This window comes from Pseudomonas sp. JQ170C, assembly GCF_035581345.1.
In the GTDB taxonomy this organism is placed as follows: Bacteria; Pseudomonadota; Gammaproteobacteria; order Pseudomonadales; family Pseudomonadaceae; genus Aquipseudomonas.
Window position 1 is genome coordinate 1,515,699 of the sequence record NZ_CP141608.1, and the last position, 15,069, is coordinate 1,530,767.

General features: G+C 62.8%; 16 protein-coding genes. 8 read left to right on the top strand and 8 right to left on the bottom strand.

Features of this window, described 5'->3' with window-relative positions; translation table 11 throughout:
• Positions 1-13 precede the first annotated feature (13 nt).
• The 4 genes from U9R80_RS06965 to U9R80_RS06980 all read right to left on the bottom strand — a co-directional run bounded on the left by U9R80_RS06965 (position 14) and on the right by U9R80_RS06980 (position 4,214).
• Complete coding sequence (locus U9R80_RS06965) at positions 14-1,846, bottom strand: ABC transporter ATP-binding protein (protein ID WP_301837068.1); 1,833 nt, start codon at positions 1,844-1,846, stop codon at positions 14-16.
• Between the two features lie 66 nt (positions 1,847-1,912).
• Entirely contained in the window at positions 1,913-2,470 is a 558-nt protein-coding gene (locus U9R80_RS06970) for a peptidylprolyl isomerase (protein ID WP_301837067.1), read from the bottom strand.
• A complete protein-coding gene (locus U9R80_RS06975) occupies positions 2,464-3,276 on the bottom strand; it encodes an alpha/beta fold hydrolase (RefSeq protein WP_301837066.1) in 813 nt (270 codons plus the stop codon). Before U9R80_RS06975 ends, U9R80_RS06970 begins: the two co-directional genes overlap by 7 nt.
• Positions 3,277-3,290: 14 nt before the next feature.
• Entirely contained in the window at positions 3,291-4,214 is a 924-nt protein-coding gene (locus tag U9R80_RS06980) for a LysR family transcriptional regulator (protein ID WP_301837065.1), read from the bottom strand.
• Between the two features lie 49 nt (positions 4,215-4,263).
• Here U9R80_RS06980 and U9R80_RS06985 point away from each other — a divergent pair, with 49 nt between their 5' ends.
• The 3 genes from U9R80_RS06985 to U9R80_RS06995 all read left to right on the top strand — a co-directional run bounded on the left by U9R80_RS06985 (position 4,264) and on the right by U9R80_RS06995 (position 6,617).
• Complete coding sequence (locus tag U9R80_RS06985) at positions 4,264-4,581, top strand: 3-phosphoglycerate kinase (RefSeq protein WP_301837064.1); 318 nt, start codon at positions 4,264-4,266, stop codon at positions 4,579-4,581.
• Between the two features lie 154 nt (positions 4,582-4,735).
• Positions 4,736-5,335 carry an FMN-dependent NADH-azoreductase gene (locus tag U9R80_RS06990; protein WP_301837063.1) on the top strand — a complete coding sequence of 200 codons (600 nt, stop codon included), beginning with the start codon at positions 4,736-4,738 and terminating at the stop codon, positions 5,333-5,335.
• Positions 5,336-5,738: 403 nt separating this feature from the next.
• Complete coding sequence (locus tag U9R80_RS06995) at positions 5,739-6,617, top strand: carboxylate/amino acid/amine transporter (RefSeq protein WP_301837062.1); 879 nt, start codon at positions 5,739-5,741, stop codon at positions 6,615-6,617.
• Here U9R80_RS06995 and U9R80_RS07000 read toward each other — a convergent pair.
• Positions 6,555-7,859, bottom strand: a complete 1,305-nt coding sequence (locus U9R80_RS07000; RefSeq protein ID WP_301837061.1) for a mechanosensitive ion channel family protein — start codon at positions 7,857-7,859, stop codon at positions 6,555-6,557. The two genes, U9R80_RS06995 and U9R80_RS07000, sit on opposite strands and share 63 nt — an antisense overlap.
• A 145-nt stretch (positions 7,860-8,004) precedes the next feature.
• Between U9R80_RS07000 and U9R80_RS07005 the strand changes: the two genes are divergently transcribed.
• Positions 8,005-9,330, top strand: coding sequence for a DEAD/DEAH box helicase (locus U9R80_RS07005; protein ID WP_301837060.1), 1,326 nt, complete (start codon positions 8,005-8,007; stop codon positions 9,328-9,330).
• A 60-nt stretch (positions 9,331-9,390) separates the two neighbouring features.
• Here the strand turns inward: U9R80_RS07005 and U9R80_RS07010 are convergent, their stop codons facing one another.
• On the bottom strand, positions 9,391-9,660 hold the full coding sequence (locus tag U9R80_RS07010) for a hypothetical protein (protein WP_301837059.1): 270 nt from the start codon (positions 9,658-9,660) through the stop codon (positions 9,391-9,393).
• 120 nt (positions 9,661-9,780) lie between these two features.
• Between U9R80_RS07010 and U9R80_RS07015 the strand changes: the two genes are divergently transcribed.
• Both U9R80_RS07015 and U9R80_RS07020 read left to right on the top strand, forming a co-directional pair.
• On the top strand, positions 9,781-10,173 hold the full coding sequence (locus U9R80_RS07015) for a transcriptional regulator (protein WP_301837058.1): 393 nt from the start codon (positions 9,781-9,783) through the stop codon (positions 10,171-10,173).
• A gap of 107 nt (positions 10,174-10,280) precedes the next feature.
• Positions 10,281-11,207 (top strand): DMT family transporter, encoded by a 927-nt coding sequence (locus U9R80_RS07020; protein WP_301837057.1) that lies wholly within the window; start codon positions 10,281-10,283, stop codon positions 11,205-11,207.
• Here U9R80_RS07020 and U9R80_RS07025 read toward each other — a convergent pair.
• Positions 11,158-12,339, bottom strand: coding sequence for a YbfB/YjiJ family MFS transporter (locus U9R80_RS07025; protein WP_301837056.1), 1,182 nt, complete (start codon positions 12,337-12,339; stop codon positions 11,158-11,160). The two genes, U9R80_RS07020 and U9R80_RS07025, sit on opposite strands and share 50 nt — an antisense overlap.
• A gap of 105 nt (positions 12,340-12,444) precedes the next feature.
• On the opposite strand from U9R80_RS07025, the gene ptrR reads away from it, so the two are divergent.
• On the top strand, positions 12,445-13,338 hold the full coding sequence (gene ptrR / locus U9R80_RS07030) for a putrescine utilization regulator PtrR (RefSeq protein WP_301837055.1): 894 nt from the start codon (positions 12,445-12,447) through the stop codon (positions 13,336-13,338).
• A gap of 123 nt (positions 13,339-13,461) precedes the next feature.
• Positions 13,462-13,587, top strand: coding sequence for a PA1414 family protein (locus U9R80_RS07035; protein WP_256205393.1), 126 nt, complete (start codon positions 13,462-13,464; stop codon positions 13,585-13,587).
• A 53-nt stretch (positions 13,588-13,640) separates the two neighbouring features.
• On the opposite strand, the gene U9R80_RS07040 is transcribed toward U9R80_RS07035, so the two are convergent.
• Positions 13,641-15,020 (bottom strand): sodium:solute symporter, encoded by a 1,380-nt coding sequence (locus U9R80_RS07040; protein ID WP_301837053.1) that lies wholly within the window; start codon positions 15,018-15,020, stop codon positions 13,641-13,643.
• Positions 15,021-15,069: the final 49 nt, after the last annotated feature.

Consider the following 15,069-nt stretch of genomic DNA (forward strand, 5'->3'; position numbering starts at 1 on the left):
GCCCCGCGATAATTCAATCAATCCCCACGAACCCGCCGGTCTGGTGATGCCACAATCGCGCATACAAGCCCTGGTGAGCCAGCAGTTCGGCATGGCTGCCCATCTCGGCAATCCGGCCCTTTTCCAGCACCACCAGGCGATCCATGCGCGCGATGGTCGACAGGCGATGGGCGATGGCGATCACGGTCTTGCCTTGCATCAAGGTCTCAAGGCTTTCCTGGATCGCCGCCTCGACCTCCGAGTCCAGCGCCGAGGTTGCTTCATCCATGATCAGGATCGGCGCATTCTTCAGCAGGACCCGGGCAATGGCGATGCGCTGACGCTGTCCTCCCGACAACTTCACCCCGCGCTCACCCACATGGGCATCGAAGCCGGTACGCCCCTGGGCGTCGGACAGCTGCGGGATGAACTCGTCGGCGCGGGCCCGGCGCACGGCTTCCCAGAGGTCGTCTTCGCTGGCGTCCGGGCGACCGTACAGCAAGTTGTCGCGGATCGAGCGGTGCAGCAGGGAGGTGTCCTGGGTGATCATGCCGATCTGTGCGCGCAGGCTGGCCTGGGTCACCTGGGCGATGTCCTGGCCGTCGATCAGGATGCGACCGCTCTCCAGGTCGTACAGGCGCAGTAGCAGGTTGACCAGGGTCGATTTGCCCGCACCCGACGGGCCGATCAGGCCGATCTTCTCGCCGGGACGGATCTCCAGGTTCAGGCCGTCGATGATCCGGCTGCCCTTGCCGTAGTGAAAGCCCACGTTCTCGAACTTCACCCCGCCGCGGTCGACCTTGAGGGTCGGGGCGTTGGGCGGGTCGGTCACGGTGACCGGCTGGGCAATGGTCTGCAGGCCGTCCTGGACCATGCCGATGTTCTCGAAGATGCCGTTGACCACCCACATGATCCAGCCGGACATGTTGACGATGCGGATCACCAGGCCGGTGGCCAGGGCGATGGCGCCGACACTGATCAGTGACTGGGTCCACAGCCACAGGGCAAGGCCGGTGGTGCCGACGATCAGCAGGCCGTTGAGACTGGTGATGACCACGTCCATGCTGGTGACCACGCGGGCGGCCAGCTGGGTTTTTTCGGTCTGTTCGCGGATGGCTTCGCGGGCGTATTGCTGTTCGTAGTCGGTGTGGGCAAAGAGCTTGAGGGTGGCAATGTTGGTGTAGCCATCGACGATCCGGCCCATGAGCTTGGAGCGGGCATCGGAGGAGACCACGGCCCGCTCCTTGACCCGTGGCACGAAGTAATAGAGCGCGCCGATGTAGCAGAGGATCCAGGTGATCAGCGGCAGCATCAGGCGCCAGTCGGCCTCGGCAAACAGCACCAGCGAGCTGATGGCATAGATCAGTACATGCCACAGGGCATCCACCGCCTGCACCGCCGAGTCGCGTAGCGAGTTGCCCGTCTGCATGATGCGTTGGGCGATACGCCCGGCAAAGTCGCTCTGGAAGAAGTTCAGGCTCTGCTTGAGCACATAGGTGTGGTTTTGCCAGCGAATCATGCTGGTCATGCCGGGGCTGATGGTCTGGTGTACCAGTAAGTCGTGCAGGCCGACGAACACCGGCCGCAGGATCAGCGCCACCACCAGCATCCACAGCAGTTCACCGGCATGCTCGCTGAAGAAGTTGATGTTCGGGGTGCCCTGGGCCAGGTCGATGATCCGGCTCAGGTAGCTGAACAGCGCCACTTCGATCAGTGCGCCGATAAGGCCGACTACCAGCAGGGCGGCAAAGCTTGGCCACACCTGGCGCAGGTAGTAGAGGTAGAACGGCAGCACGGTACTGGGCGGTGCTGCACTGGGCGCTTCTCGGAAGATATCGATCAGCTTTTCGAAGCGGCGGAACAACATGAAAAGGGTAACTCCTGTCTGGTGCGACCCAAAGGTCCTGGTTCACGTCCTTGTGAAACCTCGGGATCAGTCGATGCGTTTGGCCGACTTGATGAACACCGGGTCGACCGGCACATCGCGCATGCCTTTCTTGACGGTGGTTGGGGAGTTGACGATCTGGTCCACCACATCCATGCCCTTGACCACTTTGGCGAACACGGCATAACCGGCATCGCGGCCCGGGTCGAGGAAGGCGTTGTCGGCAACGTTGATAAAGAACTGGCTGGTGGCCGAATTCGGGTTGGAGGTACGGGCCATCGACAGCGTGCCGCGGGTGTTGTGCAGGCCATTGCTGGCTTCATTGCGGATCGGGTCCTTGGTGGGCTTTTGCACCATTTGTTCGGTAAAGCCGCCGCCCTGGGCCATGAAGCCTGGAATCACCCGGTGGAAGATGGTGTTGTTGTAGAAGCCGCTGTCCACGTATTCGAGGAAGTTCTTGCTGCTGATCGGGGCCTTGACCGGGTCCAGTTCCACTTCGATCTGGCCGAAGCTGGTGTCCAAGAGCACGTGAGGCGCCTTGTCGGCAGCCATCAGGCTGGTGGCGAAGACGACCGAGCAGGTGGCGAGCAGGAGTTTTTTCAGCATGGGCTCAATGTTCCTTGAGGGGTGGTGGACGCTGCCAGAAACTGCAGCAGCGTCTGATTGAAAACCTGGGGTTGGTCCAGCGGCGTAGCGTGCCGCGAATCCTCGATGACCGCCAGTCGTGCCTGGGGAATCAGGCTGACATAGCGCTCCTTCAGTTGTATCGGGGTGTAATCCTGGTCGGCGCTGATGACCAGCGTAGGACAGCGAATCTGCCCGATGCGTTCGCTGACGCCCCAACCGACAATGGCATCGAAGCTGGAAAGATAAGCACGTTTGTCATTCTTCGCCCAACGCTCGGCCATCGTGTGCCGAAGGTTTGCCTGGTCGGGCCTGGGAAACAGGCGGGCGGCCAGGGCCTTGCCGATGGTGTCAAGGCTCAGGGCCCGGGCCATGGCCCAGCGCTTGGCCCACCAGATCCAGTCGCTGCGGGTGCGGCGCTTGACCTCCGGTGCGCTATTGACGATGCACAGGCTGCGCAGCATTTCAGGGTAATCGACGGCGAACTGGAACCCCACCATGCCGCCCATGGACAGCCCCACCAGATGCACCGGGCCGGTTTGCAGGTGTTCCAGCAGGGCCAGCAGGTCGGCGCTGAAACTTGCGATGCTGTAGCGCTCACGAGGCTTGTCGGAGCGGCCGTGGCCGCGGATGTCCATCAGGATCACCCGGTAGTGGCGGGCAAGGGTTGGCACCTGCATTTCCCAATCCTGGCAACTGGAGCCCAGGCCGTGCAGCAGCACCAGCGGATCGCCCTGGCCATATTCCTCGTAGTGCAGCGAGCAACCTTCGTGTTCGAAATAAGCCATGGGCGCAATTCCTGTCAGGCTTGGGCGGGGGCGGCGAAGGGCACATCCAGCGGCGCGGTATCGAAGTTGCGCAGCAACTCGATGAGAATCTGCGTAGCCGGGCCCAGGGGCTTGTCCTTGTTGGAGTAAAGGTAGAACAGTGGATGGCGACTGCCACCCTGATCCAGTGGCAAGGGCTTGAGAATGCCTTCGCGCAGCTCGCGCTCGATCAGGTGGCGCGGCAGCCAGGCAAAGCCCAGGCCGCTGCTGACGAAGGTGGCGGCGGTGGCCAGGCTGCCGACCGTCCAGCGTTGTTCGGCGCCCAGCCAGCCCACGTCACGGGGCTGCGCTCGGCCCGAGTCGCGGATCACCACTTGCAGCTGGCTCTCCAGGTCCTGGAAGCTCAGCTCCCGGCCCAGGCGATGCAGGCTGTGGTCGGGGTGGGCGACGGCGACGAACTCCACCGAGCTCAGTTCGGTGCCCAGGTAGCCGGAGATATTGAAGCCGCTGATGGCCAGGTCGGCGATGCCTTCATGCAGCACCTCTTCGACCCCGGACAGTACCTCTTCGCGCAGGCGCACCCGGCAACCGCGGCTTTGCGGCATGAACGCACTCAAGGCGCGGACCAGGCGGGCATTAGGGTAGGCGGCGTCGACCACCAGACGCACTTCGGCTTCCCAGCCCTGTTCCATGTGATGGGCCAGGTCTTCGAGCTGGCTGGCCTGCTTGACCAGTTGCCGGGAGCGGCGCAGCAACACATTGCCGGCCTCGGTCAGCACCGCCTTGCGTCCGTCGATGCGCAGCAATGGCACGCCCAGCTGATCCTGCATGCGGGCTACGGTGTAGCTCACCGAGGATTGCGAGCGGTGCAGGGCTTCGGCCGCCTGGGCAAAACCTCCGTGGTCGACCACCGCCTGCAGGGTCCGCCACTGATCCAGGGTAACGCGCGGCGCTTTCATCTTCGGCTCCTGTTGTCCTAAGCTGGCGCTCTTTCATGGAGAGCGTCGTATGAAGAAATGTTGTGCTGTATTGCTGGCCCTGCTTCCGCTCACGGCGCTGGCTTACCCCATTGATGTGGACAAGCAGCTGGATGGCGTCAAGGTCGACTACACCACCTATGACACCGACTACGACATGGGCTCGATCACCCTGAGCAACTACGGTGACGTGCCGGCCCAGTGCAAGGTGCGGTTCCAGAACGGCCCGGAAGCGCCTCGGGTGCGTCGGGTCCAGGTGCCGGCCAAGCAAAGCAAGGATGTCACCGCCAAATTCAACCGCAAGATCATCAAGCTGCGCATCAGCCTGGACTGCAAACCGCAAGAATGATCGGCGTCGTGCGCCGTTCTTGAGGGTAGAGCACTGGGTGAATAAAACAAATTAACTGATAGATTGCACCCAGATTTTACGCTTTTTAATCAATCGGTCACTGATTAATCTTACCTCCATCGACTTACCGCATTCGCCGATGGAGGCAAACCCAATGTCCCGTGTACTTGTTATCGAAAGCAGCGCCCGCCAGCAGGATTCGATCTCCCGGCAACTGACCCGCGACTTCGTCAGCCAATGGCAGGCGGCGAACCCGAGCGACCAGATCACCCAGCGCGACCTGGCTGTGAACCCGGTGCCGCACCTGGATGCCAATCTGCTCGGTGGCTGGATGAAGCCTGAAGACCAGCGCAATGGCGATGAGCTGCAGGCCCTGGCCCGCTCCAACGAACTGACCGATGAAGTGCTGGCTGCTGATGTGCTGGTGCTGGCCGCGCCGATGTACAACTTCACCATTCCAAGCACCTTGAAAGCCTGGCTGGACCACGTACTGCGTGCCGGTATCACCTTCAAGTACACCGAAACCGGCCCACAGGGGCTGCTGACCGGCAAGAAGGCCTACATCCTCACGGCCCGCGGCGGCATCCATGCCGGCGCTTCCAGCGATCACCAGGAACCCTACCTGCGTCAGGTGATGGCGTTCATCGGTATCCACGACGTGACCTTCATCCACGCCGAAGGCCTGAACCTGGGGGGCGACTTCCACGAGAAAGGCTTGAACCAGGCCAAGGCCCAGCTGGCTGCGGTGGCTTGAGCAGACTGAATTTTCCCGCCTGACACCTTTGCTCCTTTGGGTGTACCTGCCCGGTCCTTGACCGGGCTTTTTTGTGCGTGTGGGAGCAACTGTCTTCACCATGCCATTCATCACCGCATTGGCGACTGCTACGCAGTCGATCGCAGCCTGTCGGCAGCGGCTACGGGCGGTGTAGCCGCTGCCGAGGTACGAGGCTGCGATCGGCCGCGCAGCGGACGTATAGCGTTTCCCGGACTGATCGCAGTGCAAGCGGGCTTGCCCCGCGACAGCGATCCACCTGAGACACCGCCATCGCGGGGCAAGCCCGCTCCCACAGCAGCCTGCTCCTACAACAAGCCTGCTCCTACCTTGCCCTGCGACAGGCGACCGGCTAAGGTCGCCGCCTCCACAGCAAGGGGCAACCATGGGCTATTTATTGATCGTCGCGCTGATCCAGGCGTTTTCCTTCAGCTTGATCGGCGAGTACCTGGCCGGTCACGTCGACAGCTATTTCGCCGTGCTGGCGCGGGTGGTGCTGGCCGGGCTGGTGTTCCTGCCCCTGACCCGCTGGCGTCAGGTCGAGCCGCGCTTCATGCGCTCGATGCTGCTGATCGGCGCGCTGCAATATGGCATCACCTATGTCTGCTTGTACTTGAGCTTCAGGGTGCTGACGGTGCCGGAGGTGCTGCTGTTCACCATTCTTACGCCCTTGCACGTGACCCTGATCGAAGACGCCCTGAACCGACGCTTCAACCCCTGGGCGCTGGTCGCAGCGCTGGTCGCCGTGGGCGGTGCGGCGGTGATTCGCTTCGACAGCATTAGCCCGGACTTCTTCATCGGTTTCCTGCTGCTGCAACTGGCCAACTTCACCTACGCCGCAGGGCAGGTGCTGTACCGCCACCTGGTTGCGCGCAACCCCAGTGACCTGCCGCATTACCGGCGCTTTGGCTACTTCTACCTGGGGGCGTTGATGGTGGTGTTGCCCGCGTTCCTGGCCTTCGGCAACAGCCAGCACCTGCCAAGCACCGATGTGCAGTGGCTGGTGCTGTTGTTCCTGGGGCTGTGCCCAACGGCGCTGGGGCTGTACTGGTGGAACAAGGGGGCGTGCCTGGTCTCGGGCGCGACCCTTGCGGTGATGAACAACCTGCACGTGCCGGTAGGGCTGTTGCTCAACTTGCTGATCTGGAACCAGCACGAGCCCCTGGGCAGGTTGTTCATCGGCGGGGCGGTGATCCTGGCGTCACTGTGGATCGGCCGTCTCGGCAGTCAGGGTGCGTTGCGCGCGGGGCAGGCTGGCCGGTAGCAGGCTTGCGCGCAGGTCGTTGCCGCTCGGCTGCTGGTACAGGCTCAGGCCGAATTCCGGCATGACCGACAAGAGGTAATCGAAGATGTCACCCTGGATGCGCTCGTAGTCGGCCCACACCGTGGTGCGGGTAAAGCAGTAGATTTCCAGCGGCACGCCCTGGGCGGTGGTCTGCATTTGGCGGACCATGCAGGTCATGTTCGGCTGGATCTCGGGGTGGCTTTTCAGGTAGGCCAGGGCATAGGCGCGGAAGGTGCCGATGTTGGTCATGCGCCGGCGGTTGGCCGACATTTCGGCGACATTGCCCTGGGCTTCGTTCCAGGCCTTGAGCTCACTGCGCTTGCGGGTGATGTAGTCGGTCAGCAGGTGCACCTGGCTCAGACGATGTTCTTCGTCATCGGTCAAAAAACGTACGCCCCCGGCATCGATGAACAGGCTGCGCTTGATCCGCCGTCCGCCTGACTGCTGCATGCCGCGCCAGTTCTTGAACGACTCGGACATCAGGCGCCAGGTCGGAATGGAGACGATGGTCTTGTCGAAGTTCTGCACCTTGACCGTGTGCAGGGTGATGTCGACCACATCGCCGTCGGCACCCACCTGGGGCATCTCGATCCAGTCGCCGACCCGCAGCATGTCGTTGCTGGTCAACTGCACGCTGGCCACGAACGACAGCAGGGTGTCCTTGTACACCAACAGAATCACCGCCGACATGGCACCCAGGCCCGAGAGCAGCAACAGCGGCGAACGGTCGATCAGGGTGGCGACGATGACAATGGCGCTGAACACGAACAGGACCATCTTCGCCAGTTGCACATAGCCCTTGATCGAGCGGGTGCGGGCGTGTTCGGTGCGGGCGTAGATGTCCAGCAGGGCATCGAGCAGGGCCGAAATGGCCAGGGTCAGGAACAGGATGGTGAAGGCCAGCGCCACGTTGCCGAGAAAGTGCTGGCTGGTGGCATTGAGCTCGGGCACCAGTTTCAGGCCGAACTGCACCACCAGTGACGGGGTGGTCTGGGCCAGGCGGTGGAAGACCTTGTTCTGGCGCAGGTCGTTGAGCCAGTGCAGGGCTGGTTGGCGGCCGAGCAGACGGGCGGCGTGCAGAATCAGAAAGCGCGCCACCCGGCCGAGTACCAGTGCAATGACCAACAGCACGGCCAGGCCGAGGCCCGCGTGCAAGACAGGGTGTTGGTCGAGGGTGCCCCACAGGTCCAGGGCGTTTTGCCACATCTGTTGAATATCCATTGCCGTAGTGAAATTTGTCCGCAAACGTGAAAAGGAGGGTCATTAGAGCGCGGATTGGCGACAAGTTGCCAAAAGAATTCGGCGGCGACGCCGGAAAACGTTACCCTATGCAACTGAATTTTTTGCACATGCCCGAGGTACACCCGTGTTTTCCCAATTCGCCCTGCACGAACGCCTGCTCAAAGCCGTGGACGAGCTGAAATTTGTCGAGCCGACGCCGGTGCAGGCAGCGGCCATTCCGCTGGCGTTGCAGGGGCGGGACCTGCGGGTGACGGCGCAAACCGGTAGCGGCAAGACCGCAGCCTTCGTCCTGCCGATGCTCAATCGCCTGGTCGACCTCAAGCAGAAGCGCGTCGAGATCCGCGCCCTGGTGCTGCTGCCAACCCGCGAGCTGGCCCAGCAGACTCTCAAGGAAGTCGAGCGTTTCTCCCAGTTCACCTTCATCAAGGCCGGCCTGATCACCGGTGGCGAAGACTTCAAGGAACAGGCGGCGATGCTGCGCAAGGTGCCGGACGTGCTGATCGGCACCCCGGGCCGCCTGCTTGAGCAGCTCAATGCCGGCAACCTGCACCTGGAGCATGTTCAGGTCATCGTCCTCGACGAAGCCGACCGCATGCTCGACATGGGCTTCTCCGAAGACGTCGAGCGCCTGTGCAACGAGTGCCCGAACCGTGAGCAGACCATGCTCTTCTCCGCCACCACCGGCGGCGCCGGCCTGCGCGACATGATCGGCAAGGTACTGAAAGACCCTGAGCACCTGATGCTCAACAGCGTCAGCCAGCTGGCCGAAGGCACCCGCCAGCAGATCATCACGGCCGACCACAACCAGCACAAAGAGCAGATCGTTCAGTGGTTGCTGCAGAACGAAACCTACGAAAAGGCGATCATCTTCACCAACACCCGGGTCATGGCCGACCGTATCTACGGTCACCTGGTGGCCAAGGACTACAAAGCCTTCGTACTGCACGGCGACAAGGACCAGAAAGACCGCAAGCTGGCCATCGAGCGCCTGAAGCAGGGCGGGGCGAAGATTCTGGTCGCCACCGATGTTGCTGCCCGCGGCCTGGACGTTGACGGCCTGGACCTGGTGATCAACTTCGACATGCCTCGCAGCGGCGACGAATACGTACACCGTATCGGCCGTACCGGCCGCGCCGGTAATGAAGGCCTGGCCGTATCGTTGATCTGCCATGGCGACTGGAACCTGATGTCGAGCATCGAGCGCTACCTCAAGCAGAGCTTCGAGCGCCGGGTCATCAAGGAAGTCAAAGGCACCTACACCGGGCCGAAGAAGGTCAAGGCCTCGGGCAAGGCGGCTGGGGTCAAGAAGAAAAAGACCGACAAGAAGGGCGACAAGAAAGTCGTGGCCAAGCGAAAGCCGACGGCCAAGCCCAAGCCTAATGCACCGCTGGCCAGTGCCGATGGCCTGGCGCCGTTGAAGCGTCGCAAGCCGGCACCGGCTGCCGAGTGATGCAATGATCGCGGGGCACGCCCGCTCCTACCGTAGGAGCGGGCGTGCCCCGCGCTCGCTTCAGACCTGCTTCTCTGCCGTCTTCAACTCCTGCAACCGCTTGTCGATCAGCTGGCATTTGTCCGGCAGGTCCTTGCTGGCGCTCTCCAGCTTCATGCCTTTCAACTCGTCATTGATCTCCTTGGCCTTCTGCGGATTCTGCTCCGTCAGTCGCGTGACCTCCTTGGCCAGTTCCTCGCGTTTTTCTGTAGCTTCCTCAAGCGTGCAGGCCCAACTGGGCAGGGCCAGCAGCAGGCTGGCAGCGGCAGCGATGTTCAACAGGGTCTTCATGGGCTGGGCTCTCTTGGCGTGCGTTATCCGGTTGAGCCACTGCAAGCGGGCAAAGTTCAGTCGAACCGCTGCCACCCACATCGGTCACAACCTTACACACCCTTGAGTGAGGCCACGCCGATGATCACCTACGACTGGGACCTGATCGAACGCCTGCTGCATGAAGTGCAGAACAGCGCCGGTCACAGTTTCACCCCACGCCCTTATGCCGAACAGCATGCCGCCGCGCTCGCCGCCAAGGGCGAGCCTGTACCGGAGCTGGACCACCTCAAGACCCGTGCCTGCGAGTATGAAAAGCTGCTGTTCGATCGCGGCTTCATTGAAAGCCGGCCTGAGGATCAGGGCGGTAACGGCGAGAATTTTGTGCTCACTGAACGTGGCTCGCGCTTGCTCAGCCTGATCGACAGCAGCATCCCGGGTAATGACCATCCGCGTCAGGTGCTCGATGAACAGGAAGATGCACTGGACCCCGCCCTGTTCGACCAGGTGGCGTCGCGGCCCCAAATTGCCTGAGTACGACACAACGCTGGCATTGAGCGTGTACCGGCGCGGATAATCGGCAACTGGATCCACAGCTGCCGAGACTCTGCCATGCCGTTCACCAACAGCGGGTGCCCGCAATGAGCACCACCCGCCGCAACACCGATGCCTTCGCCCTGCAAATCATGCTGGTGCTGTGCCTGATCTGGGGTATCCAGCAAGTGATGATCAAACTGGCGGCCCCCGATATCGCCCCGGTCATGCAGCAAGCCCTGCGTTCGGGTATGGCGGCGGTGCTGGTGGGGCTGCTGATGTGTTTTCGCGGGGGCTGGGACCAGGTGTCCCATACCTGGCGCGGCGGCCTGCTGGCCGGGGCGCTGTTCGGGCTGGAGTTTCTGTTCATTGCCGAAGGCCTGAAGCTGACGTCGGCGGCGCATATGTCGGTGTTCCTCTACACCGCCCCGGTGTTCACGGCCCTGGGCTTGCACTTTTTGCTGCCGAGCGAGCGCCTGAGGCCCCTGCAATGGCTGGGTATCGTGCTGGCCTTTGGCGGCATCGCCTATGCCTTTGCCGGTGGTGTGTCATTCGCCGACATGGACAGCCGCGTGCTCCTGGGCGATGCCTTCGGCGTCCTGGCAGGCCTGGCCTGGGGCGCGACCACCGTGGTGGTGCGTGGCTCACGGTTGTCCGAGGCGCCTGCGACCCTGACACTGTTCTATCAACTGGCGGTCGGTTTCGTCGGCTTGCTGTTGATTGCCGCGCTCAGCGGCCAGGTCACCCAGGTGCACTTCACCCCGCTGTCGATTGGCAGCCTGCTGTTCCAGGGGCTGATCGTATCGTTCTTCAGCTACCTGACCTGGTTCTGGCTGCTGCGCCGCTACCTGGCCTCGAACCTGGCGGTGTTCTCCTTTATCACCCCGTTGTTCGGCGTGACCTTTGGTGTGCTGTTGCTGGGCGAGCCCTTGAGCCTGAACTTCGTGCTCGGGGCGGTCATGGTGCTGCTCGGCGTGACCCTGGTCAGCGCTGAGCAGTGGGTGCGCCGGCGCTTGCGCAGCCTGCTCGGCTAGGGGCCGGACGCAGCAGCAAGGCGCCAGCCAGCAACAAGCCGCAGCCGGCCACCACCAGCGCCGGTTGCAGGCTGGCAGCGAAGTGATTGCTCAAGGCGGCCAGCAACGGGCCGCTGAGCTGGCCAAGGGCGAAGCAGGCGGTCAGCAAGCCGGTATTGCGCTGGCTGGCGTGCGGCGATAGCTCCCGCAGCCGTTGCATCATCAACTGCATGCAGGCCAGAAACGGCATGCCACACAGGATCACCCCCAGGGCCAGCCCCGGCCCGTTACCCAACAGGCACGCGAACACGCCCGCAGCCTGTAGCCAGAGCGTCGCCATCAGCCAATGCGCCGTGCTGCCCCAGTGCGGGCGACGAAAGCTGACCATCACCACGCCCAGTGCTGCGGCCAGGCCGAAGCCCGGCCAGAACAGGTCTGCCAGCCAGTGGCCATGAAAGCGCGCACTGGCCATTTGCGACATGAACGTGGCGGGGATGATGTAGCCGATGCCATACAGTGCATAAATCAGCCCAAGGCGAGCGATGCCCCGGGTTGGGCCTGGCGCGGTCGTGCGCGTGCGGGTGGGGGCCGCGATCTGCGGGCGGGGCAAGAAGGGCAGCACCGCCAGCAACATCATCAGCGCAGTCCCGGCATAGATCAGCCACAACGGGGCTGAACCCAGGCCGTAAAGATTGGAAAACAGCGCCAACACGCCCGTCAGCATGATCCCCACCCCGGGCCCGGCAAATACCAGGGCGCCCAGCCGTGGCAGGTGGCTGGCGGCCGCCAGTTGCTGGGTCAGGCTGGTGAGCATCACCAGTACCCAGGCGCTGGCGACCCCGGTGCCGAAGCGCAATAGCAGGTGGCTCCAGAAACCCTGGGCCCAGAACGAGGCCAGGGTGAGCGCCACGCAGAGCCATAGACCACCGTGCAAGCGAGCGCTGACCTGGCCGGGGCGGCGAGCGCACATGGCGTCCAGGGCCCCCAGCAGGTAGCCCAGGTAGTTGGCCGCGGCGATCAGGCCCGCGGCCGTCAGGCCGATCTGGCCTTCATTGATCAAGTGCGGCAGTTGCGCAGTGAGTGCGAAGCGGCCGATACCCATGGCCATCATCAAGGCGACGGCGCTGGCAAGTAGCTGAATGAGCGGGGACATGGTCGGGTTCCTGAAGCGGGATCAATGACCATCAGGCTAAGGGCGATTGACTTTCAGCAAAATTGAATAATCATGAGCAACTTATTCTGTTCTAGAGAATGTCTGATGGACTTCAGCCAACTGCGGATATTTCAGGCGGTCGCCGAGGAGGGGTCGATTACCCGCGCTGCCGAGCGTTTGCACCGGGTGCCGTCGAACCTGTCTACGCGTCTGCGCCAACTTGAGGAGCAGCTAGGGGTCGAGCTGTTTCGTCGCGAACGCCAGCGCCTGCAGTTGTCACCGGCGGGCAAGGTGCTGCTCGACTATGCCGGGCGCATGCTGGCGCTGCGCGATGAAGCCTGTGCGGCGGTGCAGGGCGGGCAGCCGGCCGGGGATTTCGCCCTGGGCACCATGTACAGCACCGCCGCGATTCACCTGCCGGCACTGCTGGCGCGCTATCACAAGGCGTATCCGGCGGTGAACCTGCAGGTGCAGGCAGCGCCCAGTGGCGAGTTGCTCGAAGGCCTGATCAGTGGTCGCCTGGATGCGGCGCTGGTGGATGGCCCGCTGGCACTGGCCGGGCTCGACGGTGTGCCGCTGTGCGATGAGACCCTGGTACTGATCACTGAGCCGGATCATCCGCCGGTGCGCAGTGCGCAGGATGTCACCGGGCGGGCGGTGTTCACCTTTCGCCAGGGCTGCTCGTACCGCATGCGCCTGGAGGCCTGGTATGCACACGATCACGCGGCCATGGGCCGGGTGATGGAGATCGAGTCGTACCCGAGTATGTTGGCGTGCGTGATTGCGGGGGCGGGGGTGGCACTGATGGCGCAGTCGATGCTCGACAGCTTGCCCGGACGCGAGCGTGTTGCAGCGCACCGCTTGCAGGCGCCTTTTGATCAGGCCACCACCTGGCTGATGTGGCGCAAGGGGATGCGCGGGGCGAACTTGAGTGCCTGGATAGATCTGCAACAAGGGGAAACAGTTGCAGGGGCGGGCGAAGTGGCGGTCAGTGCTTGATCAAGATCAAACTAGCCCCAACTTGTAGACCATGAGCATGCGTAAAGTACGACATAGGACTATGATCTGTATGAAGCATCGCAGGATTGAATCGCCGTGCAGGCTGACCCGTAAGGGGGAGTTATGAGAAATAATCTGTTCAATTGGCTTCATGACCTGGCTGCGGCCCTGGGCTTGATTCCACCGCCGTTGCAGCCGGTGCCGATCCCCACCGATGAGGAGCAGCGCAAGCGCCAGCCTCGTCGCTAGCGCCTGGCCAGGGCCGCCGCATCAGTATGATGCGACGGCCACCGCTGGCCTGATCAGGCCAGATTCATCGCACCCGCTGTCCGGCGGGACATCAGGCTTACCACCACAAAGCTCACCAGCGCGATCGACAGGCTGTAGTAGATTGGCGTGTTGGCATCCATCCCATCCTTGATCATGAACACCAGGGCGGTGACAAAGCCCAGGGTCATGCTGGTGATGGCGCCAGCGGTGGTTGCACGTTTCCAGTAGATCGCACCGATCAGTGGCACCAGCATCCCGCCTACCAGCAGGTTGTAGGCCAGGGTCAAGGCGCTGATCACGTCCTCAACCACCAGGGCGATACCCAGCACGGCAATACCGGTCAGCAGGGTGAACAGGCGGTTGATCGCCAGGCTCGATTGCTTGCCGCCGCGCAGTCTTGGCAGCAGGTCTTCGGTGAGCACGGTCGAGGCTGCCAGCAGGCCGGCACTGGCCGTGGACATCATGGCCGCCAGGGCTGCAGCGATCACCAGGCCGCGGATGCCGTCAGGCAGGGCGGATTTGACGATGGCGGCAAAGGCGTTGTTGGCGTTGGCAAGGTCCGGCAGCAGCACATGGGCGGCCATACCGATCACCGCACACACCAGGCCGTAGATCACGCAGTAGATACCGGCGGTGGTACCGGCGCGCTTGGCGACTTTTTCGTCACGGGCAGTGAACACACGCTGCCAGATGTCCTGACCGATCAGGATGCCGAAGAAGTAGATCAGGAAGTAGGTGATGATGGTGTCCCAGCCGATGGTGGTCAGGCTGAAGCTCGACGCCGGCAGCTTGGCCACCAGCTCATCCCAGCCGCCCACGCGGTACAGGCAGATCGGCAGCAGGACGAACATCAGGCCTACGGTCTTGATCACGAACTGGACGATGTCGGTCAGAGTCAGCGACCACATGCCGCCGATGGTCGAGTACACCACCACCACGCCACCACCGAGCAGGATTGCAGCCCAGAACGGCATTTCAAACAGCACCTGCAGCACGGTACCGATGGCCAGGGTCGAAGTCACGGCGATCATCAGCGCGTAAGCGAGCATGATCACGGCGCTGGCCTGACGGGCCATGGGGTTGTAGCGCTGCTCCAGCACCTGGGTCACGGTGAAGATCTTCAGGCGCAGCAGGGGTTTGGCCAGGAACAGGTTCAGGGCAATGATGCCCAGGCCCAGGGCTGCGCACAGCCAGAAGCCGGAAATGCCATGTACGTAACCCAGGCGTACGGTGCCCACGGTGGAGGCGCCGCCCAGTACCGTTGCCGCCATGGTGCCCATGTACAGGCTTGGGCCCAGGTTGCGTCCGGCCACCAGGTAATCTTCATGGGTTTTTGCCCGGCGCATGCCGTAATAGCCCAGCGCGAGCATGCCGGCCGCATAGATCAGAACAACGAATAAGTCCAAGGCCATGGGGGTGTCTCCGATTATCTTTATTATGGTGAGATCGATCCTGACGCCA

Bases quoted from the DNA above. Each gene is read 5' to 3' on its own strand.
- U9R80_RS06965 (WP_301837068.1), bottom strand. From the start codon at position 1,846: ATGTTGTTCCGCCGCTTCGAAAAGCTGATCGATATCTTCCGAGAAGCG.
- U9R80_RS06970 (WP_301837067.1), bottom strand. From the start codon at position 2,470: ATGCTGAAAAAACTCCTGCTCGCCACCTGCTCGGTCGTCTTCGCCACC.
- U9R80_RS06975 (WP_301837066.1), bottom strand. From the start codon at position 3,276: ATGGCTTATTTCGAACACGAAGGTTGCTCGCTGCACTACGAGGAATAT.
- U9R80_RS06980 (WP_301837065.1), bottom strand. From the start codon at position 4,214: ATGAAAGCGCCGCGCGTTACCCTGGATCAGTGGCGGACCCTGCAGGCG.
- U9R80_RS06985 (WP_301837064.1), top strand. From the start codon at position 4,264: ATGAAGAAATGTTGTGCTGTATTGCTGGCCCTGCTTCCGCTCACGGCG.
- U9R80_RS06990 (WP_301837063.1), top strand. From the start codon at position 4,736: ATGTCCCGTGTACTTGTTATCGAAAGCAGCGCCCGCCAGCAGGATTCG.
- U9R80_RS06995 (WP_301837062.1), top strand. From the start codon at position 5,739: ATGGGCTATTTATTGATCGTCGCGCTGATCCAGGCGTTTTCCTTCAGC.
- U9R80_RS07000 (WP_301837061.1), bottom strand. From the start codon at position 7,859: ATGGATATTCAACAGATGTGGCAAAACGCCCTGGACCTGTGGGGCACC.
- U9R80_RS07010 (WP_301837059.1), bottom strand. From the start codon at position 9,660: ATGAAGACCCTGTTGAACATCGCTGCCGCTGCCAGCCTGCTGCTGGCC.
- U9R80_RS07015 (WP_301837058.1), top strand. From the start codon at position 9,781: ATGATCACCTACGACTGGGACCTGATCGAACGCCTGCTGCATGAAGTG.
- U9R80_RS07020 (WP_301837057.1), top strand. From the start codon at position 10,281: ATGAGCACCACCCGCCGCAACACCGATGCCTTCGCCCTGCAAATCATG.
- U9R80_RS07025 (WP_301837056.1), bottom strand. From the start codon at position 12,339: ATGTCCCCGCTCATTCAGCTACTTGCCAGCGCCGTCGCCTTGATGATG.
- ptrR (WP_301837055.1), top strand. From the start codon at position 12,445: ATGGACTTCAGCCAACTGCGGATATTTCAGGCGGTCGCCGAGGAGGGG.
- U9R80_RS07035 (WP_256205393.1), top strand. From the start codon at position 13,462: ATGAGAAATAATCTGTTCAATTGGCTTCATGACCTGGCTGCGGCCCTG.
- U9R80_RS07040 (WP_301837053.1), bottom strand. From the start codon at position 15,020: ATGGCCTTGGACTTATTCGTTGTTCTGATCTATGCGGCCGGCATGCTC.